Origin of the sequence: Ruegeria sp. HKCCD8929, assembly GCF_013031405.1 — a bacterium.
In the GTDB taxonomy this organism is placed as follows: domain Bacteria; phylum Pseudomonadota; class Alphaproteobacteria; order Rhodobacterales; family Rhodobacteraceae; genus Ruegeria.
The window spans coordinates 1-21,841 of sequence record NZ_WPZY01000047.1 but is presented as its reverse complement, the minus strand read 5'-3'; the positions used below and the strand labels follow the sequence as shown (position 1 = coordinate 21,841).

The 21,841-nt window shown below is 53.5% G+C and carries 20 protein-coding genes and 1 pseudogene; 16 read left to right on the top strand and 5 right to left on the bottom strand.

Going from position 1 to position 21,841, the window contains the following annotated elements; translation table 11 throughout:
• The coding region (locus GOX53_RS29620; protein WP_217351949.1) for a hypothetical protein at positions 1-295 on the top strand (295 nt) is incomplete at its 5' end.
• 167 nt (positions 296-462) lie between these two features.
• On the opposite strand, the gene GOX53_RS26375 is transcribed toward GOX53_RS29620, so the two are convergent.
• The gene (locus GOX53_RS26375) at positions 463-900 is read right to left on the bottom strand and encodes a MarR family winged helix-turn-helix transcriptional regulator (RefSeq protein WP_171181706.1); all 438 of its coding nucleotides are present in this window, start codon (positions 898-900) and stop codon (positions 463-465) included.
• A gap of 377 nt (positions 901-1,277) precedes the next feature.
• Positions 1,278-2,072 (bottom strand): helix-turn-helix transcriptional regulator, encoded by a 795-nt coding sequence (locus tag GOX53_RS26370; protein ID WP_171181703.1) that lies wholly within the window; start codon positions 2,070-2,072, stop codon positions 1,278-1,280.
• 144 nt (positions 2,073-2,216) lie between these two features.
• Here GOX53_RS26370 and GOX53_RS26365 point away from each other — a divergent pair, with 144 nt between their 5' ends.
• From GOX53_RS26365 to GOX53_RS26330, 8 genes and pseudogenes are all read left to right on the top strand, one after another.
• Entirely contained in the window at positions 2,217-2,591 is a 375-nt protein-coding gene (locus GOX53_RS26365) for a hypothetical protein (protein ID WP_171181701.1), read from the top strand.
• 193 nt (positions 2,592-2,784) lie between these two features.
• Entirely contained in the window at positions 2,785-3,579 is a 795-nt protein-coding gene (locus tag GOX53_RS26360; protein WP_254446805.1) for a LuxR family transcriptional regulator, read from the top strand.
• 101 nt (positions 3,580-3,680) lie between these two features.
• Positions 3,681-4,238 (top strand): annotated as a pseudogene (locus GOX53_RS26355) (FAD-dependent oxidoreductase); the annotation flags it as partial.
• Positions 4,239-5,184: 946 nt separating this feature from the next.
• Complete coding sequence (locus GOX53_RS26350; protein ID WP_171181697.1) at positions 5,185-6,483, top strand: aspartate aminotransferase family protein; 1,299 nt, start codon at positions 5,185-5,187, stop codon at positions 6,481-6,483.
• A 177-nt stretch (positions 6,484-6,660) separates the two neighbouring features.
• Positions 6,661-7,956: an ABC transporter substrate-binding protein gene (locus tag GOX53_RS26345; protein WP_171181695.1), complete on the top strand. Its 1,296-nt coding sequence runs from the start codon at positions 6,661-6,663 to the stop codon at positions 7,954-7,956.
• 23 nt (positions 7,957-7,979) lie between these two features.
• Complete coding sequence (locus GOX53_RS26340; RefSeq protein WP_217351948.1) at positions 7,980-8,894, top strand: carbohydrate ABC transporter permease; 915 nt, start codon at positions 7,980-7,982, stop codon at positions 8,892-8,894.
• 2 nt (positions 8,895-8,896) lie between these two features.
• Entirely contained in the window at positions 8,897-9,748 is an 852-nt protein-coding gene (locus GOX53_RS26335) for a carbohydrate ABC transporter permease (protein WP_171181693.1), read from the top strand.
• 4 nt (positions 9,749-9,752) lie between these two features.
• Positions 9,753-10,823 (top strand): ABC transporter ATP-binding protein, encoded by a 1,071-nt coding sequence (locus GOX53_RS26330; protein ID WP_171181691.1) that lies wholly within the window; start codon positions 9,753-9,755, stop codon positions 10,821-10,823.
• Between the two features lie 179 nt (positions 10,824-11,002).
• Here GOX53_RS26330 and GOX53_RS26325 read toward each other — a convergent pair whose 3' ends face one another.
• The 3 genes from GOX53_RS26325 to GOX53_RS26315 are packed head-to-tail and all read right to left on the bottom strand — an operon-like array spanning position 11,003 to position 13,584.
• Positions 11,003-11,851: a fumarylacetoacetate hydrolase family protein gene (locus GOX53_RS26325; protein ID WP_171181689.1), complete on the bottom strand. Its 849-nt coding sequence runs from the start codon at positions 11,849-11,851 to the stop codon at positions 11,003-11,005.
• A 42-nt stretch (positions 11,852-11,893) separates the two neighbouring features.
• Positions 11,894-12,802, bottom strand: coding sequence for an SMP-30/gluconolactonase/LRE family protein (locus tag GOX53_RS26320; RefSeq protein WP_256415910.1), 909 nt, complete (start codon positions 12,800-12,802; stop codon positions 11,894-11,896).
• Positions 12,799-13,584, bottom strand: a complete 786-nt coding sequence (locus GOX53_RS26315) for an IclR family transcriptional regulator (protein WP_171181685.1) — start codon at positions 13,582-13,584, stop codon at positions 12,799-12,801. The genes GOX53_RS26320 and GOX53_RS26315 overlap by 4 nt, the downstream gene beginning before the upstream one ends.
• Positions 13,585-13,753: 169 nt before the next feature.
• On the opposite strand from GOX53_RS26315, the gene GOX53_RS26310 reads away from it, so the two are divergent.
• The 7 genes from GOX53_RS26310 to GOX53_RS26280 are packed head-to-tail and all read left to right on the top strand — an operon-like array spanning position 13,754 to position 21,823.
• Positions 13,754-14,818: an aldose epimerase family protein gene (locus tag GOX53_RS26310; RefSeq protein WP_171181683.1), complete on the top strand. Its 1,065-nt coding sequence runs from the start codon at positions 13,754-13,756 to the stop codon at positions 14,816-14,818.
• Between the two features lie 32 nt (positions 14,819-14,850).
• Entirely contained in the window at positions 14,851-16,581 is a 1,731-nt protein-coding gene (locus tag GOX53_RS26305; protein WP_171181681.1) for an NAD(P)/FAD-dependent oxidoreductase, read from the top strand.
• Positions 16,582-16,584: 3 nt separating this feature from the next.
• On the top strand, positions 16,585-17,361 hold the full coding sequence (locus GOX53_RS26300; RefSeq protein ID WP_171181679.1) for an SDR family NAD(P)-dependent oxidoreductase: 777 nt from the start codon (positions 16,585-16,587) through the stop codon (positions 17,359-17,361).
• A gap of 4 nt (positions 17,362-17,365) precedes the next feature.
• Positions 17,366-19,156, top strand: a complete 1,791-nt coding sequence (locus tag GOX53_RS26295; protein ID WP_217351947.1) for an IlvD/Edd family dehydratase — start codon at positions 17,366-17,368, stop codon at positions 19,154-19,156.
• Between the two features lie 14 nt (positions 19,157-19,170).
• Positions 19,171-19,917 (top strand): SDR family NAD(P)-dependent oxidoreductase, encoded by a 747-nt coding sequence (locus tag GOX53_RS26290; RefSeq protein WP_171181676.1) that lies wholly within the window; start codon positions 19,171-19,173, stop codon positions 19,915-19,917.
• 9 nt (positions 19,918-19,926) lie between these two features.
• Complete coding sequence (locus GOX53_RS26285) at positions 19,927-21,534, top strand: GMC family oxidoreductase (protein WP_171181674.1); 1,608 nt, start codon at positions 19,927-19,929, stop codon at positions 21,532-21,534.
• Positions 21,535-21,559: 25 nt separating this feature from the next.
• A complete protein-coding gene (locus GOX53_RS26280) occupies positions 21,560-21,823 on the top strand; it encodes a hypothetical protein (protein ID WP_171181672.1) in 264 nt (87 codons plus the stop codon).
• Positions 21,824-21,841 lie beyond the last annotated feature (18 nt).

Sequence of the window (21,841 nt, the reverse complement as noted above, 5' to 3'; positions counted from 1 at the left end):
GACCGTCGCTCGCGTCGCAGAAAACGCTGAGAGTACTTTGAGCGTCCGATCCCTGAAACACAGTCCCGCCAGTGGACGAGCTTCGCTTCCAAGTCACGAAACTTGCCAAGCGGTGGAAGCCGAAAAGGGCAAAAGCCTAAATCACAGTGGGGTCGGCGCAATGATTACATTGAATGGCTTTCCCCGCCCCGCAAAGCCAGGCAGGACAATCCTGATCTTCTTCTCGACCGAGTATTGCCTTGCGCGTCTTGCGCTTGATGCCCCTGACCAGCTTGTCGGTGGCGTCATTCGATAGGCCGGACTTTTTGTTGATCTTCGCTCCATATTGGCCTCGATGAACAAGTAATCATCCGCAGCTCAAACCCTTGAATTTGTCCGGTAGGCGCTGGCGTCAGACAGTCTTTGGTCTCAGTTTTGCAACTCACTAAGATAAATGTAGGTTCGGGCAGAAGTCGGAGCGGATTAAAGGAACCTTTGAAGGTACAAGAGGAGTTTTTGTCGCTCACACTCTGTCAACGATCCAAGAAGGTCACGTTCTGCTTGATCCACCGCGGCGGAAGTGTATTTCAGGCATTCAAGCCCGGCTTCGGTAAGCTTGAAAAACGTGTAACGGGAATCCTTGGAGGATTTGTGCCTGGATGCCAACTGCTTGTCTTCGAGACTGTTGACAATGCGGTTCATCGCCGGTGGTTCAACACCAACCGCATCCGCCAGAGTCCGCAGGATGCAGGTGTCATTGGTTTGAATCAGGCTCATGGTTGTCAATTCCAAGGAAGACAACCCGTTTTGCTTCAACACAGGGACGATGGCGTCTTTGAAACGCTGAGACGTACGGCGCAACAGGTAGTTAACAGAGGTTCCGACAACGTCGACGTTGAGTTTGTCCCCCGGAGCACTCACTCTCTACCTCGTATTTCTCTTTGTTGTGAGTTGTGTCGCAATTAACATGTATAATACCGGAACCACAAAAAACAGAGTAGAATATCACTCATCTATGGACGGCATTCCGGTTGAAGAAGGGAGGCTTGTCTTCTCGCGGCGAAGTTGGTTTAGCAGCTTCATTTTGGTACAGCCAATCTGAGCCTCCCCAACTGAACTGGACCACCGTTATGTTTAGGAAACGGAGGACCACGAATGGCAAACAAGAGACCGAAGCCCGAAGAGATTGTCTCGAAGTTACGGCAGGTTGAAGTTCTGATGGGGCAAGGCATGTCCCGTCTTGATGCGATCAGGCGTGCCCTTGCGCGCAGTGTGATCAGCGTCGATGAGCGCCCTGATCACTCACCCTTTAAATCATGAACAATCAGTGCCATCAGTTGGGCCGCGGAATTTACGTTGAGCTTACGATAGGAACGCTGTCGCAACGTTCTAACTGTTGCCTCGGTGATGCCAAGTTCCAATGCCGTTCCGGCAACTGTGATCCCGCTAATAAGATAGTCGCAGACCTCTGCCTCTCGACGGGACAACTTGGAGAAATGCATGGCACCTCGCTCTCGCAAACGCGACACGTTCGGTCCTGCTGCAAACTGAAATTCTTCAGAACCAGTGACGTGATGCCTGAGCCCGATCAGTTTATGAACAAAGGGCAGAATGTCACACAACCCAGTGAATTCGCAGTCGGTGAACCAGCCGTCACGCGCATCGCGAAGAAAAAAACTCTGATGCCCGAAACGACCAGTACGAGAGGCGACTGTGACTCTCTCGAGAATTGCCATTTGGTCATACATCGGTTTCCTTGGATTGTCCTCAGACGGATGCCAACGTTCGATACTGACGCCGTTTTCTGGTGCTGAGCTGACGTGCGCGAGAATTGGGCTAAAGAGTTCCGGGCGACTAACCATTTGAGACCCGTGGCGGCGCATCCAATAGTCGCCGATCCGGCCTGACCAGATAGAAAGAACAGGCTTTGGGTGATTAAGATCGGGAAAATAGTAGGCACCAAAATTCTTGACGGAAGCAGTTCTCGAGACATAGTCCAGAACTGAAGCTCCAAAGTTGTCTTTTGACGCTGCCGCCACAAGTGCAGCCGGCCCGGTAAGATGTCGGTGTTCTCGGGCGAATTTGTCATCCATTAGAACTACAGAGTAACACAGAGTTGATTGCAAAGATCAATTGAAGAAATCGAGAATATTGCAGCGAACGAAGACTGTTGTTGCAAATCGACAGGCTCACTGCCCTGGCAGTTTCTCTCGATGACGAAGTCAAGAGGTCGGGAAATGCAACATGCAATAGGCGCTGTGAGCCGAGAGGGCTTTGCGGATCGCGTGGATGGCATGACAATCGACTGCATCTGTTCAGACGGGCTACGCCTTGTCATCAGATTTCACAATGGAACTACTTGCTACTGGGCCGTAGACCGGGCCGAGCGGATTTCAAACCGCAACGACAACATCCCTTACCGATACCGCGAAATCCGTCCCGGCCTGATGTTCGTTGTATGCTATGAGCACTGCATCGGAGATGTCGCTTCTTTGATCATTGATCTGGAAAGTCAGAAAATTCAAGTCGCTGCCCTTTGGGGGTATCCGACCGAAGACCGGAAGTTATTCTTTGAAGACGGCAAGATCATAAGTGTCAGCAGAGAGACTTGATGGCCTGGTTCCTAATAATCGGGCCCAAGATGAGTAGGTGATCCGGCCAAGGAGTGGATGGACTAAGAAACTCAGGTTCAGCGATCGAAAGTTCAAAGAAATGATAATGGAACAGATGACCCGCACTCCCCCGCATCTAATCATCCTTTTCCAGTTGATTATTCGATCAACCCTGTGATTGTCCCTAGCCTTGATGAATCCCAAGTTTCGCCACGAGAATCGGAGTCTAACAGGGTACGCAGCTCTCGTAGACGCAGTACCTCGTGATGACTTTGGTGAGGCAATTCTCGACTATGTTTCAAGTACAGCAATTTTCAGAAATTTGAGTGTTATCTATTTTCCCGACTTATCACACCCGAAGCCCGTTCAATCGGTCTGGTCCGGCCAAATTGGTGACTATTGGTTACGTCAAAATGGGGAGACAATAGCCCGCGACCCAAACCTCCATAATCCCGTGCTAGACGATGTTCGCTCGGCTCCGACCGTCGGTGTCAAGATTGAACGCTGGCATCCCGGGAATCGGGATCCGATCAAACAGATGTTCGAACAATTCAACGTTTGCGAACGGGTTACTGTTGCTTCACGAGGCAAGCGGGCTGGATACCAAAGTTTCTTCCTTCGCGACAAAGCGGAGGGTTGGCTGACAGACAGACAATTCAGCAGATTATGTGATCTTTTACCCTTAGTTCATGAACTCATTGGACTAAGGCATCGCCTTATTGGCGCAAATACCTTTCAGTTCGAATCGGGTGCGAAAGCATCCAGCTTACGCGAGAGACAGGTCATGCGGTTCTCCGAGCTGTCAATCCGCGAAGCCGAGGTCTGCGACTGTCTTGCTGCCGGAATGACTATTGCAGCAACGGCAGCTTATCTGGGTATCGCTGAATCAACCGTGAGAACATTGCGTCAACGGGCCTATCGCAAGCTTAACGTCATGTCGGCGACCCAACTGATGGCGCTGATCGTTCACGATTCCTGGAATGACTGAACAGGCATTGCCAACTTGTTTGTATCCGCCCGAATGCCGCCTGGCCCGCGCCCATCAGGCGCTCATTTCGAGTGTGAAGTCGTTCCAAAGATCGAAGGCATCGGATCGGGCTAGCCACGTATGAGACAGATTTCACTTTGATCGGTACGACAGATTCAGATCATGTAGACGCATCAAAAAAACCAGAATGCAGCGAGGCCGAATCCGACTATCTGCGAGCCTTTGCGTCGAAATATTTCAAGCAGCCTGTCACCAAGGACGATGTCGTCTGGAGCTATTCCGGGGTGCGACCGCTTTATGATGATGGTGCCAGTTCCGCGACTGCGGCGACGCGGGATTATGTTCTGAAAGTAAATCAGGATGGCGGAGCCGCGCCTTTGTTGAACGTTTTTGGCGGTAAAATAACCACCTACCGCAAACTCGCCGATTCCGCCCTTGCCAAGATCACTCCGTTTTTCCCCAAGGCAGGTCCGGACTGGACCGCCAGCGTAAGCCTTCCGGGGGGTGATTTTCCGGTGGATGGCGTTGCAACTCTTATCCAGAAGGTGCGCGAAAACTATCCTTTTCTGGATGACTTCTGGGCGAGGCGTCTGGTGAGGGCTTATGGTACCGATGCCTGGTTGATCCTTGGCGATACTATGTCGACCGGGGACATGGGCATAGCTTACGAAAATCGCCGCATCTGCTCGATTCACAACGCCGCGCGGCGGCAGGGATACCTGCCATTCGTTCGTTGTGCAGCGAAGATTTTGAGGGCAAGGATCAAGACGCGGACAAAGCGGACTTGTGCTCATACGGTCGTTGCTATCGCAGAAAACCTTCGCACTTGCAGCATACCGTTTTCGCCGTTGCGGTGGTTTCCACCAGGCCGGTCATTCAATGGGATGCTGACAGCAATTCCGAACTGTACTTTTGCTGCAATCAGCTGCGGCAAACAGGGAGCGCAACGAAACTGCCGTTTCAGTTAAGTATGGCTGCTTCTATCACGAATTGCAGTACGGAGCATGTGTGTTCGCTGAAAAAGAAACCGACTTTCTTCCGATTGAGATTGAGGATGCGGTTCAGATACCATCGCGCTCCGATACACAGGTTTACGCGCAGCATTGACTGGGCCAATTTCAGCGCTGCGAGTTGATATTACGCTGTCAGATGGTCGCCGCATGCTGGTTGAAGGTACGACGGCTTTGTTAGCGGTGCAGGCACTGGTTTAAGGGTTGATGCCTTGATCCCTGTGCCATCGAACATACGGGTACAGCTTGCCGCCAGGGTGACAAACATGCGACCCGGGTTCAACGCGCTGCCGGCACAGGCGAAGAAGGTTTCGCCTCTTCGTTTCGTACACCACATATCCCTGTCTTTGTTTCGACCAAGTTTGGCGCCGGACGAACATCAGCATCGCTAATAACAGAGGGACGTGCGGCGAGAAGTTTCGCGAAGTTATCGTGCAAATCGGCTGGGCCGCTGCCTCCAAATTCCTACGCTCGGTTGCCACATCAGCGAAATTGCTGACCATGGGCGTTTCACAACGTTGAATCTTTCGCTTGTTATATTCTATAGTGTATAGTATTGATATCTTCGGATTATACAATATGGAACACTTGTAACATGAGCCCTCTTTCTTTCCAAAAATCAGAAAACTTCATCACTGAGGCCTCCAGCTACCTCGCAGGTGGGGTCAGCAGTAACTTCCGCCTTGGTATGTTGCCGGGACCATTGGCGTTCACAAAAGCAGAGGGCCCCATTCTTCATGACGTCGATGGCAATCGTCTGATCGACTACTATCTCGGGATGGGTCCGATGATCCTTGGCCACAATCCAGAGGCCGTTCACGAGAAAGTTGCAGCCAGCATGGCTGATGGGATTTTGTTCGGTGGGCAAAGCAAACTTGAAGTCGATGCCGCCAAACTTCTGTGTGAAATTGCTCCAGTGGCAGAACGCGTTCGCTTCTCTGGCTCAGGTTCCGAAGCCGTTCAGGGTGTGCTCCGCTTGGCACGGGCTGCAACAGGCCGTACCAAAGTGATCAAGTTCGAAGGCCATTATCACGGCTGGTTTGACAACGTCCTGTGGTCGAATGCCCCATCGCTGGAGGCTGCAGGCCCAAGGGAGGCGCCCAATGCGACACCGCTTTCCAAAGGCCAGGAAGAGGCTGCTTCATCAGGTCTTGTTGTTTTGCCCTGGAACGATCTGGACTTGCTTAAGGCACGATTGGCCGAAGGTGACATCGCCGCAGTGATCATGGAGCCGGCAATGTGCAATTCTGGAGCCATTTCACCACGTGACGGATATCTCGAAGGCGCAAAAGAAGCTTGCGAGAAAAACGGCTCTCTTTTGATCTTTGACGAAACAATCACGGGTTTCCGTCTGTCACCCGGCGGCGCCCAGCAGTTCTTTGGCGTCACGCCGCATCTGGCCACATTTGCGAAGGCAATGGCAAACGGTTTTCAGGTTGCTGCAATAACCGGTCCGAAAGATCTTATGGAATTGTTCGCCACCGGCGGCGTACTGCACGGCGGCACGTACAATTCTCAGTTGCTCTCAATGGCGGCAACCATAGCAACTCTGGAAAGCGTATCTGCTCCGGGCTTCCACGACGACCTCGCCAACAAGAGCAACAAGCTGCAGGAAGGCATCACCAAAGCGTTCGCTGATGCTGGTGTTCAGGCCTCGATCTCTGGGTTCCCGGGTTTCATTCATATCGGGCTCGGCCTGACTGAGAAGCCGCAGGACTATCGGGACCTCACCGCACTTGACAAGGCCCGGTACAGAGAACTGTGCCATGCCATGCTGAAACGCGGCGTGCGGGCCCTGGAACGGGGCGCATGGTTTGTTTCTTCCACGCATACCGATGATGTTCTCGACGAAACGATTGCGGCAATCAGAGAAGCTGCGGTGGAAATCGCCTGACCTCCCCTGACCTTCCCGGCACAGCCGCATAAGTCGTGGCTGCGTCGGGAGTTTTATCGGAAGGGAAAGGCATAAGAATAATGCAAGAAAGCAAATCGAGGCAAATGAGCTTTTATAATGTACAACCTATAGCAAGCAGGTTGTATTATATTGAACCGCTTCAAAAGGGAGGAAGCAATGAAAACTACTAATCCGAAACTCAAAGGACTGCGTGCATCTTTGCTGAGTTGCACAATGGCTCTGCCTTTGCTGGGCATGGCGTCAATCGCACACGCATCTAATTGTGAAGGCAGCAGCTTTAACAGTCCAGCACTGCCAGACACAGCTGGCGTAGTGAAAGTAGTAGCAGAAGATGTTACTGATACAGATTTCGTCAAAGCGCTGATTCCAGCCTTTAATGAAATCTATCCGAACATCACAATTGAGATCGAAGGTGCCGCATACGACGTCATTCGCGACCGGCAGATTGCATCGTTGCAGCGTTCCGAGGGCACTCAAAACCTCATGCAGGTCGATACATCATGGGTCGCGGAATATGATGAAGCGAACTTCCTAGAAGACCTCCGCCCAGCCATCAATTGCCTTGGTGCAGACTACAACTATGACGATTTTGCAGAATCTTTCCGCTTGATCGGCCAGGTTGAAGACCGTGTGTTGGGTGTTCCTTTCTACAGCTATCCGACGGGATTCGTTTATCGGACCGACCTTTGGGACACTCCACCGAACACTCTTGAAGAACTGGTCGAGGGCGCGATTGCACGACACAGCGACGAGGTCGCGGGCCTTGCCCTGCAGCAAAAACAAGGCTTCGTCATCATGGAAGAATGGAATGCCTATCTGCTTTCTGCAGGTGGCCAGCTCCGTCAGGCAGACGGCACTTGGACAATCGATAGTCCTGAAGCCCGTACCGCCCTGGAAGCTTACATTAATGTCAGCAAGAACGCGGCACCAGAAGCGAGCCTGAACTGGGGCTTTGATGAGACAATCCGCGCTGCCAGCTCGGGCCAGGCTTCCGCTCTATCCACCTATGGCTGGGTTGTTCCAATTGTGAACGCCGAAGGAACAGAAACCGAAGGCATGTTCGCGCTGGCCCCCTTTCCCGGTGGGCGTGGAACAGGTGGTACATGGTCATGGAGCATCCCGGTCAATGGTTCGGACAAAGATGCCGTATGGGCCTGGATTTCGTGGTTGACCGCACCTGAACAGGACAAAGCCCGCACAATTCCAGGTGGCGCGCCAGTTCGTGATAGTGTCATGAATGATCCAGAAGTCTGGGAAGCAGGTGTTTCGAAAGAATACTACCAAACCTACAGTGAAGTGGCCGCTGCCAGCGTTCCAATGTGCCTCGGCACAGGTTGCGCGGAGGCCATTGAAGCCGTTGGTGTAGAAATCAATGCCGCGGTCGCTGGCCTGAAGTCTGTAGACGAAGCACTTGCAGATGCCCAGAAGGCAGCCGAGCGCGCGACGCGCTGACCACAAACAGCGGAGTAGCAGTGATGAGCCAAGTGTCCTCTCAAACTTTAGCCGACGCGAGCGAGCGAAAGGGTCTCTTCTCGCGGTTGGTTGATGCCTTTCCATTTAGATGGTGGATGGCGCTACCGCTCATCCTGCTGCTCGGCATCTTCGTACTCTATCCCCTGGGATTTTCGTTTTACCTGTCGCTTACCGAGTATAAGCTGACAAACCGAAGCCTGGATTTCATTGGGTTCGAGCAATATCGTCGCGTTCTCACAGATGGTGATTTTACAGAATCGCTAAAAATTACGCTGACATTTGTTGTTGCCGCGGTCCTAATTGAACTGGTGCTCGGACTGGTGCTGGCGCTGGCGCTTCAAAAGCAGAAGTTTGCGCGCAACATAACCAGGGCATTGTTGTTTACGCCGATGTTCCTTGCACCGGTGGCGGTCGGTCTGGTTTTTCGGTTCCTGCTGAACCAGCAATTAGGGTTGCTGCCAAACGCTCTCGCAGTGTTTGGCTGGCAAGTAGACTTCTTTTCACCAAACATGGCGCTCTGGTCCATGGTCCTAATCGATGTTTGGCAATGGACGCCCTTCATGGTCCTTCTGATGCTGTCCGGTCTGGAAAGCATGCCGAAGTCTCCATTTGAGGCGGCGCGAGTGGATGGGGCATCCTTCTTTCTTACGTTTCGAACGCTGACGCTCCCGATGTTGGCGCCGGTGTTGATCGTTGCTTTGGTCATCAGGGTGCTCGAGTCGTCCAAGCTCTTCGAATACGTTTTCGTAATCACAAATGGCGGCCCTGGCGGTACCACAGAAAGTCTGCAGTTCATCATGTACCAAACCGGGATCCGGTTCTTCAGACTGGCGGAAGCCTCCGCGATGGCCTTTGTGTTCCTGCTGGTCCTCGCCGTGCCTATCATCTGGATGCTGCGGCAGGCAAAGGAGACTTAATCATGAGCGGTCTACGACACACAAAGGACGCGCCGGGCGCAAAGCCCACATTGATAGCCGAAACAGGACGTCTCTTGCTTATCCTCTTTGCGGTGACATCTGTATTGGTGCCATTGCTGTGGATCGGTTTTGCGGCTTTCAGAACTCCAATGGATTTGACCAATCCAGGTAGCTTTACGATCAACCCAACTCTGGAAAACATGCGTGAAGTCGCCAAAGGAGACATTCCTGGAGCAAGTTACCGTAGTTTCCTGGTAGGCGGCATTACCACAATCATTGGTCTGGTCGTGGGATCGATGGCCGGCTACTCAATCTCACGGTTCAAAACAGGAGGCGTCGCGCTACGTTTCGCGATCCTGTTTCCGACTATAATTCCGCCCACGGTTCTGGCCTTCCCATTGCTGGCTCTGGCGCTTCAGATCAACATCTCCGACAGTTTGTTTGCCGTGATTGCGGCGCATCTGACAATTGTTGTGCCTATGATCACCTGGTTCATGACAGGCTTCTTTGCGGGCGTTCCTCGCGAAATCGAAGAACAGGCCGCAATTGACGGGCTTGGACCCTTCAGGACCTTCTTCCAGGTGGTTATTCCCAATGTGCTGCCCGGGCTTGGAGCTTCTGCCCTCCTGGCGTTCATGTTGTCTTGGAATGAGCTTTTCTACGCGCTGGTCCTGGCCCCGGGTGACTCGCAAACCTTGCCGGTCGCGATATCGGCTTTCAACACATTCCAGGGGGTTAAGCTTGGCCCGATGAGCGCAGCGCTGCTGCTAACAGTTACACCCGTCATATTCCTGTCGTTCTTCATTCAAAAGCGGCTTGTTCAAGGCCTTGGCGCCAGCGGAGTAAAAGGATAAGACAATGGCATCAATTACCTTCGACAATGTCGTTAAAAACTACGGCACATTCCAGGCCATTCGAAACGTCAGCTTTGAAATTCCGGATGGGGAGTTTGCGGTCATCGTAGGCCCATCAGGGTCAGGCAAGACCACCATGCTCCGTTCGATCGGTGGCCTTGAGAGCATCTCTTCGGGTCGCATCCTGATCGGTGATCGCGATGTCACAAACGTTGCGCCCAAGCATCGGGATATCGCCTTTGTTTTCCAGAATTACGCGCTCTACGCTCACCTGACAGTTCGCGCGAATATCGGATTTCCGCTGAAAGCGCGCAAGACGCCAAAGGCCGAGATTGCTGAACGGGTGGAAGATGTGGCGCGCCGGGCGGGCCTGGAAAAACTCCTTGATCGCAAGCCGGCTGAACTCTCGGGCGGGCAACAGCAACGTGTTGCAATTGCGCGCGCGCTCGTCCGTCAGCCATCCGTGTTCCTGTTCGACGAACCGATGTCCAACCTTGACGCACAATTGCGCCTTGATCTGCGGCATGAAGTCCTCGAACTTCAACAGTCGCTCGGCGTCACCTCGGTTTGGGTGACCCACGATCAGGAAGAAGCCATGGCGATGGGGGACCGCATTCTGGTAGTCAACCATGGCATCGTTGAGCAAAACGCCTCTCCGGAGAACCTCTATTCGGATCCGGTAAACTCTTATGTCGCTGGTGCGATTGGCAGCCCCCGGATGAACATGATTCAGGGGCACTCCGCCAATCAGGTGCTGACCGCCGATGGCCAGAACTACCCGCTGTTCCCCGGTTGCCCGGATGGAAATATCGTCGCCGGTATTCGGCCGGAAGATATTCATCCTGTCGAATCTGGGAGAGAGGGGTCATTCCAAGCCAAAGTACAGCTTGTTGAACTTCTCGGTGCGCGGGCGATCGTCTCGCTCGCAGTTGGGGACAGGCGTCTGAACGCTGTCTTCAGCCGCCGGGAGCTCGGCGACATCAAAGAGCTCGACACGATCTCTGTATCGATGGCAAAAGATCGCCTCTTGTTCTTCAAGCCCGATAACGGCGAGAGAATTCGCCTTGCTGGCTAATATCACTTCGCCAAAATAAAAATAGGCGGCCGGTTTGTCACCGGTCGCCTCGTTTTTGTCGCATACGCCGACTTGGTGTGAGCGAATGAAACAATCCTGATTGGGATGCCAAGTCCCTACAACTGAACCTGCTCAGAGTCAGCTGTAGGGTAAGCCGTCGACATAGCGAATGGGAGTATTCAGCTATAAGCGACGGTGTTTTGTTGCTGTTCGCCCAGGCCTTCGACGGAAAGCCGAATTTTCTGACCTGCCTTGAGGAATACCGGATCAGGCTTGTGCCCCATGCCGACCCCCGGAGGCGTACCGGTGGAAATGACATCGCCAGGCTCCAGGGTCATAAACCGGCTGCAATAAGAGATGAGTTCTGCAACTCCAAAGATCATCGTCGAGGTCGAACCATTCTGGTACCGAACACCGTCCACTTCCAGCCACATGGAAAGCGCTTGCGGATCCGGGACCTCATCCCGCGTCACCAGCCATGGGCCAATCGGGCCAAATGTGTCACAGGATTTGCCTTTGACCCACTGGCCTCCCCGTTCGATCTGAAACTCACGTTCAGAAAGGTCGTTTACGACGCAATACCCCGCAACGTGGGACAGGGCGTCGGCCTCAGAGACATGACGAGCGGTTTTACCAATCACGACCCCGAGTTCGACTTCCCAGTCAGATTTTTGAGAGTCCTTTGGGATGATGACGTCATCATAGGCTCCGACGACGGCGCTGGTCGCTTTCATGAACATGATCGGCTCTTCAGGGATCGGCATGTTCGCTTCCTTGGCATGATCACTGTAGTTCAGCCCAATGCACAAGAACTTCCCAATGCCAGCTACACAGGCGCCCAGACGGGCGCCCTCTTCGACCACCGGAAGACTGGAAACATCCGCAGACCGAATTTTCTCAAGCGCGGTGTCAGAAAGCGCATCGCCACTGATATCAGCGACCACCGCCGACAAATCGCGGATATTTCCCTCTTCGTCCACAATTCCCGGTTTTTCCTGGCCCGGTGAGCCAAATCGCACAAGTTTCATATCATCTCCGATTTTATGCTAAGGCAGTTGCGCGGTTGCGGCTCAGTCTTGAAAAGCCGGTATCGGCATTCCTCGAACACCGCAGTCCACCGCAAAGAGAGCCCCTTCGTTGGGGTTTTCGTCGATCGCTTGTGTGCTTAGCCCTGACCGAGCCGTTGTCACAAACAGCGTCTTCATATCCGGGCCACCAAAACAGCAACTCGTAACGTTTGTCGCTGGAATGCTGACTGTACGGTCTATTTTTCCACTGGGATCAAAGCGAACGACACAACTTCCACCCCACCTTGCGTTCCACAGATAACCCTCTTTATCCATTGCTGATCCGTCGGGTACCCCAAACGGGCAATCGTTGTTGAATTGCTTTGTCGGACCAAGCGTCCCGTCTTTCTTTTGAACAGTCGAAAACAATGTCCCGCTCAAACTGTCGGCAAATAGGAAATCTTGCTGGTTCGGGCTCCAGGCCAAAGTGTTGAATATTCCCAACGTTTCGGGCATTAGTTCGCTGACGTGTCCGTCGGATGCGACCCGAAACAAACCACCAATGTTCGAATTGAGCTCGACGGGTTGCCCGTCTTCGGCGATATTGTTCTGCATAGAACCAACCCAGAAACTGCCGTCCGGAGCGACTTTTCCATCATTCAGGCGCGCGAGAGGATTATGCGCAATCGGGTTACATATCGGGCTGACTTCTCCGCTTTCGAAGTCGAACAGAACAACACCTACCTGACAGGCAATAATCAGCCTTCCGGACCGACAAAGGCCAATCGCAGAGGGTCTGCGGACAGTTCGCATGTCCACCTCGCCTGTCGATAGGTGGATCCGAAGGACGGTATCCTGTTCAATGTCCACAAAATAGAGCAAGCCACCCTCACGTTCCCAAACCGGGCCTTCCCCGAGTGATAGACGCAGGTCAGCGTTTAGAATTTGGACGCGTGGGGGTGAAGAAGTCATTTCGCAATGAGTTCCTTGGAAAGACGAGCACAATGCTCTGTTAGCTCTGAAGAAATTTCGGAAACGCGCTCCGGCGACATGCGGTGAACCACACCAGCTACGGAAATAGACGCAACGACTTCTTCGAATGGGCCGAAGATTGGGGCTGCTATACAGGACGCACCTAGTTCGTTTTCTTGCACCTCGGTCGCAAACCCCTGTTCCCGAATTTCCTCCAGCTGCTGCTCCAACTCGCTCCGATCTGTAATTGTGAATTGGGTGAGCTTAGTGAATTCTACATTCTTGAAGACCCACTCACGCCTTTCTTCAGGGAAGAAGGCCAGAAGAACCTTTCCACACGCGCTAGAGTGATAACAGGACCGCGCGCCTGCATAGGCTGTCGCTCGAACACCCAATTGGCTCTGCAAGGCTTCGACTAGGATCGCTTCCTGAAAATAGGGCATTGCCAGGTTCACAGTTTCTCCGGTGGACTGGCACAGCTCTCGGAGCACGGGTCGACTAAGTTCGAGAATGGGAAGATTCTTGGATACATGACGCCCCAGCTCAAGACATCGGAGGCCCAATTTGTACCCCTTCGGATTGGTCGAACGTGTGAGAAACCCCAGTACAACAAGACTTTCGGCCAAATTGAACACGGTAGTTTTGTTCAAGCCGAGCGTTTCAGTTAGCTTTGAAAGAGGCGTGGCTTCTCCGTTGTTCATGACGGCGGTTAAGATTGCGTCTGCCCGAGCGAGTGACTGAATCCTGGGCTCTTCGGCCCCTGCCAGCGTGGCGATTTCCATGAGTGCTCCTGTCGAATGATCGTTGAGATTTTACATTGTAGAACAGTGTTCTCCTCTCATCACAAGCCGGTTCTTCTTCTAGTATGCCATATTATACAATTTTTTAGTTGTGATATAGCATATTGTATAATAAGAGAATGTCAATAATGCCGCGCTGTGGAGTAACAAAATGACCGTTGAGCAAAAACTCTGGGGACAAGTCGAGTCTTCAAACGCAAATCTCTATACGATCACTAATCGTGCGGGTGCGTCTCTCGTATTAACTGACTTTGGCGCAGCGGTGGTTCAGATGAATATGCACTGCCCTAATGGCGAGATAGCGGATGTCGTGCTGGGCCACGACACGCTTCAGGACTACATGGACACGCCGACTTACTTCGGGGCGACTGTAGGGCGGTTCGCAAACCGCATCCGCCGCGGGAAATTCATTTTGGATGGTGAAGAGTATCAGGCGGCCTGCAACGAAGGACTAAATTCACTTCATGGTGGCAAAAGTGGTTATGACAAAAAATTGTGGAAAGCTTCGGTAAGCAACGACGAAAATAGCGTGTCCTTTACGCTGATCTCTAAGGATGGCGAAGAGGGCTTTCCCGGATCGCTTCTTGTAACATCGACTTACACGCTGACCGATGAGAACGTTGTGCGTATGGACATTCGTGCAACGACAGACAAACCGACATTGTGCAATATCGTGCACCACAGCTATTTTAATCTCGCCGGCCACGACAGTGGTGACGTTCTTGGGCAAGAGCTCCAGATCTACTCCGACTTCTATACTCCAGTAGATGATGAACTCATCATCACAGGTGAAGTTCTGAAAGTCGCGGATACGCCCTTTGATTTTCGTGAACCGCGAGCGATTGGCGAACGCATAAGTGCAGTTCCCAATGCAGGAGCGGGCCGCATGCCAGACGGAGCATTCGCGGGCTATGACCACAACTGGTGTCTGAAAGGCGAACCCGGCGCCTTGCGCCCGGTTCTCAATGTCTGCGACCCCAAAACTGGACGTGGTTTTGAACTGGCGACGACTGAGCCTGGTGTTCACTTCTACACGGGCGGGTATCTGGATGAGACTGTGATTGGCAAAGGCGGCAAGCCTTACCAGCAGTTCGCCGGATATACTTTTGAAACACAAAAGTTCCCAGATGCGCCCAATCTGAGCCACGTTCCTCAGGCGCGACTGAACCCGTTCGAGGAATATCACCACGTTATGGAATTCCGATTCTTTGGCTGAGGTTTCCAGAGGCTCGAAGAGAGAGGTCCAAAATGACGACGCACCAAAGTGATACCTATGACGTGATAGTAATTGGAGGCGGCCACAATGGTCTTGTTGCTGCAAATTACCTTGGCCGATCAGGGAAAAAGGTGCTTGTCGTTGAGCGTAGGGAAATTTTGGGGGGCGCTTGCGTCACTGAAGAATTTTTCCCCGGCGCAAAATTCTCGTCCTGCAGCTTCATTCAGGCCGTCCTTCGTCCAAAAGTTATCGACGAACTCGAACTGGTTTCAAAATACGGTCTGGAAATGTACGCGCCGGACCCCCAGGGGTTTGCACTGTTTGAAGATGGCGAGCATTTGATCCTATGGCATGACATCGACAAGACTCTCAAACAGCTTGAGCGGATGGCACCGGAGGACGCGAAAGGGCTCATGAAGTTCGGCTCTCGCCTGCGGCGCTTTGGTGACCTCACCAACCACTGGACCCTCGACAACCCGCCAACGCGATCAGAAATGATTAAGCTGTTCGAAGATGCGAATGAAGAAGATCTGCTGAACGAGTTCATGTTCATGTCCACGAGGGATCTTTTAAACCGCTACTTTACTAGCTCGCAGGTGCGCGGCTTCTACACATTCTTCGGCATCGTTTCAATTTGGGGCGGACCGTCCACTCCGGGGACTGCATATCTATTCGGTTACCACGCTTCCGGCGAATTTGAGGGCACCTTTGGACGTTGGGCGTTTCCCAAAGGTGGAATGGGATCAATCACGGCGTCTCTTGAAAAAGGCGCCAGGGACCATGGAGTCGACATCATCACGGGCACCCCTGTTGCCGAGGTTGTCGTGAGTAGTGGCAAGGCCACTGGTGTGCGCCTGGAAGACGGTCGCACATTCGAAGCAAAAGCCATCATGTCGAACGCTGATCCGAAGCGCACGCTTCAAACGCTGGTGCCCGAAAAGGCACTATCCGGCGATTTCCGAAAGAAAGTCAGCGGCATCGACACCAGAGGCTCGATGGCGCGCCTGCATTTGTTGATCGACGAACTGCCACACTACATTGGCTTTGACAGCGCCGATCTTGGCCCTCAACACAAAGGTCACGCAATCCTTGGTGGATCCGAGGAAGCCTTTGAGGATGCCTATGCTGCGATGCTTCGTGGCGAATTCCCCGACAAATTCCCGTTGGAAGCAATTATTCAGTCCGCGACCGATGACAGTCTGACAGAACCGGGTAAGCATGCCATGATCCTGGGCGTACAGAACCTGCCTTTTGAGTTGGCAGAAGGGGATTGGGACTCACGGCGGGAAGAATTCCAGGAAAAAGTTCTGGAGTGCCTGTTCCAATTTGCGCCCAACCTGCGCGATCACGTGCTGGGATGCCACACAATTACTCCGCTCGATTTGCAACGGACCTACGGCATTACAGGTGGGAACATTTTCCACGTTGCCATGACAATGGAGCATATGTTCAACAACCGGCCGTTGCCGGAACTTTCCGACTATCGAACACCTGTAAAAGGCCTCTACCTGTGCAGCGCGGGCACCCACCCGGGCGGAGGCGTCATTGGTGCGCCGGGCCACAATGCCGCTCAAACCGTCATTGACGATCTCGAGGGGCGCGTTCGTAAACGTGCTGCAAGTGCCAATATCGTTCGCAACGCCTCGATCTTTGACAAGGTCATGCAAAGTGATCTTGGCGCCAGCATCAGCTATCACTTTGCCCGCAATCGCGCCTTCAGAGCGATTTCTCGACTTGGAACAAAAGCCAGAAAGGAAGACTAAGTTATGGGTCTTTTGGATGGGAAATCCGGCATTGTCACCGGTGCCGCGCAAGGGTTTGGCCTGGCCACCGCAAGGCGGCTGGCCGAAGAAGGCGCTGCAGTGGCCTTGGTGGATATCAAGGCTGACGAAGTTAATGCCGCCGCTGCTTCGCTTGTATCCGAAGGTCTGCATGTTATCGCAATTACAGCTGATGTCTCTGATGAGGATGCGACGATCCGCATGTTGGATGAAGCAGAGAAAGCCTTTGGCAGCTTGAACTTCATTCATCAGAATGCAGCCATTCAGGTTGAAAAGCTGCTGCACGAAACCACACTGGACGAATGGGACCGGTTGATGGCAGTCAACCTGCGCTCGATGTTTCTGGGCGCGAAACACATTTTGCCCCGGATGATGCGTTCCGGTGGTGGATCGATTGTGAATAGCGCCTCGGTTCTGTCTATGTCAGCTGACGAAGTGCTACCGCTCTACTCAGTCAGCAAACACGGTGTTCTGGGATTGACGCGTGGCATCGCGGTTACCGAGGCTTACGCACAGGCCGGAATTCGTTGTAACTGCATTTGCCCCGGGGACATAAGAACTTCAATGGTCGAGCAGTACTGGGCTGCTCAGCCTGACCCAGCGAGTGCTGAAGCCGAGACAACGGCGCATTATCCTATGAAACGCATTGGTGAGCCACGCGAAATGGCTGACACTGTTCTCTACCTCGTGTCTGACCTTTCCTCGTTCGTCAACGGAACAAGCATCGTCGTAGATGGCGGAGTTATGGCAAAGGTGTATTGAGCATATGGCAGGAAAAACTGTTCCTCCTGGTAAGCTGCGAAGTCAGCTGTGGTTTGATGATCCGGACAATCCGGACATGACCGCTTTGCATCTGGAGCGGTATCTTAACTTTGGTTTGACGCGCGAAGAATTGCAATCCGGGCGCCCGATCATCGGCATCGCTCAGACCGGCAGTGATCTTGTGCCATGCAATCGCCACCACATTGAACTCGCAAAACGGGTCAAGGATGGCATCCGCGAAGCGGGTGGCGTGCCGCTGGAATTCCCTGTTCATCCATTGCAAGAAAGCGGCAAACGCCCCACGGCAGCGCTTGACCGCAATCTTGCATATCTCGGATTGGTAGAAGTCCTCTACGGATATCCATTGGATGGAGTGGTGCTGACTACCGGATGTGACAAAACCACACCGGCCTGTCTAATGGCAGCAGCAACCGTCGATCTCCCTGCAATCGTTCTGTCCGGCGGCCCGATGCTCAACGGACGGTTTGAAGGAAAGCCAGTTGGTTCCGGCACCGTCATTTGGGAAGCTCGCCAGCGAATGGCGCGCGGCGAAGTCGACTATGAAGGTTGTATGCGCTTGGTCGCTTCAGGTTCCCCTTCGGTCGGTCATTGCAATACCATGGGCACTGCGCTTTCCATGAATTCGCTCGCGGAGGGGTTGGGAATGAGCCTGCCCGGTTGCGCCGCCATTCCAGGCTCCTATCGCGAACGTGCGCAAATGGCGTTTGAAACCGGTCAACGCGCGGTGGAAATCGTAAGAGAAGATCTGCGCCCTTCCAAAGTGATGACACGACCAGCGTTCCTGAATGCGATTGCCCTGTCTTCAGCATTGGGCGGGTCATCGAACTGCCCTCCCCACCTGATCGCGATTGCGCGACACGTCGGTGCCGAGCTTTCCCTGAACGATTGGCAGGATCACGGGTATAACGTGCCTCTTCTCGCGGACGTGCAGCCTGCTGGCCAGTATCTCGGAGAAGAATTCCACGAAGCGGGCGGCGTCCCTGCGGTGCTGTCTGAATTGGCGCGCAACGGGCATTTGGATACCTCTGTCCTTACCATCAGCGGACGCTCGCTTTCAGAGACCCTGGAAAACGCGCCATCGGCAAACGGAATAGCGATCCGCCCATACGACGACCCACTGATGACGCGAGCCGGTTTTCTCGTACTGTCGGGATCTCTATTCGAGACGGGCTTGATGAAAACCTCCGTGATCAGCGATGCGTTCCGCGGTCGCTTTCTGTCAAATCCGGACGATTCCAATGCGTTTGAAGGCAGTGCGGTCGTATTCGAAGGCCCTGAAGATTATCGCGCGCGCATCGAAGATCCTGAACTAGGGGTAACTGAGAAGTCCATTCTGATTATCCGCGGCGCGGGACCGATTGGGTTTCCCGGATCGGCGGAAGTGGTCAATATGCAACCGCCCGCGAACCTTATCAAGCGAGGCATAACCGAACTGCCAACAATCGGGGACGGTCGTCAAAGCGGAACATCCGCAAGCCCCTCGATTTTGAACGCTACGCCGGAGGCTCCGTTGGGAGGTGGCTTGACGCTTGTGCGAACCGGCGATCGTATTCGCATCGACCTGAACAAACGAACTGCAGACCTCCTCGTTGATGAAGCCGAGTTGGAAGTACGGAGGCAGGAACCGCTGCCAAAATGGCCCGATCACCAAACGCCTTGGCAACAAATTTACCGCGATCATGCGGGGCAACTGTCCACCGGCGGATGCTTTGATTTCGCAACTGAATACAAACAGATCCTGAGCACAAAAGGCGAGCCACGAGACAGCCACTGAAAGGGAAACGAGTTATGAAGCTAGAGGGTAAAAAGGCGCTGATCGTTGGCGCATCTTCGGGTCTGGGCCTCGAAACCGCGAAACTTTTTGCCTCTGAAGGTGCTGAGGTGGCAATTGTCGCTCGCAACGAAGCAAGCTTGCAAAAGGCGGCCGCTGAAATCGGGGGCGACGTCACAATTATCCCAACAGACGTGGCAGACGACGCAGCTTGTGAAACAATTGTCCCGAATGCAGTGGCAAAACTCGGCGGTCTTGATGTCATGGTCTATTGCGCCGGTGTGATTGATCTGTGCCCGTTGGAGGACATGACGGTCGAGAGCTTTCGCAAGCATATCGACGTGAACTTAACGGGTAACTTTATCGTGGCCCGGGATGCGGCGCTCCACATGAAAAGAAGCGGTGGCGGAAACATTGTGAATGTGTCTTCCGAGCTTTCGCATATTGGCATGGGATTGTGTGTTCACTACTGCGCATCAAAGGCGGGTGTTGTTGGCCTGACGCAGGCGCTGGCCGCGGAAATGGCCCCGACTGTGCGGGTGAACTCGGTCAGCCCCGGCCCCATTGATACGCCCATGCTCCGCGCTGAGATCGAGTGGCTCGGCGGCACCGATGAGGTTCTCCAGGGCGCCATTGACCGCGTCCCTTTGAAGCGGTTTTCCCGACCCGCGGAAGTGGCCAAAGCCGTCCTTTTCCTAGCTGCTGACGCAGACTACGCCACAGGCAGCACTCTGCGCCTCGATGGCGGCACTACAGCGGTTTGAGGGCAGACAATGCGCATCGACGAAATTGAATGGGATTATATCGTCGTCGGCGCTGGATCGGCCGGTTGTGTCGTGGCTAACCGCCTTTCGGCTGATCCCTCTAACAAGGTCCTGCTCCTCGAAGCAGGCGGGTCAGACAAATCCGTGTTTATCCAGATGCCGGCTGCCACCTATGTGAAAGGAATCGGCAATCCGAAGTTCGACTGGATGTATCGCACTGAACCGGACCCAACCCTCAATGGTCGAACGGATGTCTGGCCCCGAGGAAAGGTGATGGGTGGCTCAAGCTCCATCAACGGGATGCTTTATGTCAGAGGTTTCCCGAGCGATTTTGACAGCTGGGCTCAGCTGGGAAACACCGGCTGGGGATGGAACGACGTCCTGCCCTACTTCAAGCGACACGAAAACAACTCTCGCGGTGCGTCAGAGTTCCACGGCTCTGGGGGTGACTTGTCCGTCTCTGATCTGCAGGATCCTCACTCAATTGCAGAGCATTTTTTGGAGGCGGCAAGGGCAACCGGACATCCCACCAACCCCGACATAAACGGCAAGCAGATTGATGGGTTTGGGTATGTGCAGGCGACGCAAAAGAACGGATGGCGGAGAAGCTCTTCCAAAGCTTTCGTGGATCCTGTGGCAAAACGTCCAAATCTCGCAGTTTCAATGAAAACTGTCGCCCGCCGAATTCTGTTCAACGGAAAACGGGCGACGGGACTGGAAGTATCCAGGGGGGGCAAGATAACGCTCGTAAAAGTTAGAAGGGAGATTGTTGTTTCAGCGGGCGCTATTGCGTCTCCACAACTGCTCTTACTGTCTGGCGTCGGACATGCGGAAGACCTGAAGCAATTAGGCATTCCTGTTGTTGCAGACCAGCGTGATGTCGGGCGAAACTTGCAGGATCACCCAGGTTTGGGGATGACCTTCGAAGTGTCGATCCCGACATTCAATGATGAAATGGCGCTTTGGAAACAGGTGATTCACGGCGCCAACTGGCTGCTGCGCGGTAAAGGCGTAGGAACAACGCCCGATGCGCACCTGGTTGGATTTTTGCGCTCCAAATTTGCGGACGATATTCCAGACATTCAGGTGCACGTGACGCCCGCTGGTTACCTCGTAGCCGGAGAAGGCGAACTGGTGCTGGAAGAAAGTTCTTTTTCGACCGTTGTAAGCGTCTGCCGGCCCAAAAGCCGTGGGCAAATTTCTCTCGCAAGTTCGGACCCTGCGGAACGTCCAAAGATCGCTCATCAGCTGTTCCAGGACCGTGATGATCTTGAGCGCCTGACGTCGGGTATTCGGGCCGTTCGAGAGATCGTTGCAGCCAAACCGCTTTCCGACTTTGTCATTCGACCGATCCAACCGTCCTGGAATGGCGTCGAGGACAAGGAAATTGAGGATTATCTGCGTCAGAACGCCGGTACAATTTATCATCCCAGTTGCACGTGCCGGATGGGCGTCGACGAACATGCCGTTGTCGCGCCTGACTTGAAGGTGAATGGGATGGAAGGGCTACGTGTCGCTGATGCATCCATTATGCCCAATGTAACGTCAGGCAATCTGAATGCCCCTTGCATGATGATCGGTGAAAAGGTCGCCGATCTCATTCAAAAGCGCGTTTGATGACCGCCGGAAAGGCTTCTATGCGATGTTCTTTGAATATTCACTCTTTAGTTATGAGAACTCGAAACAAGACCGTGTGAATTCACTGGATGGCGATGACGCCATCCGCTTGATCAACCAATTGAAGGAAATCGTTGGGCGCCGACATGTTCTGACCTGGGCACGGCGAACAAAGCGCTTCCAAAAGGGATTTCGCTTACGCGGCGAAAATCGTGCTGCGTGCGCTCGCAGCGAAAATCTCGAATTCACAGGTTGGGCTCGTTCGTTGAATCCGCTGCGCTTTGTCTGAACGGCTGGTCTAGAAAGC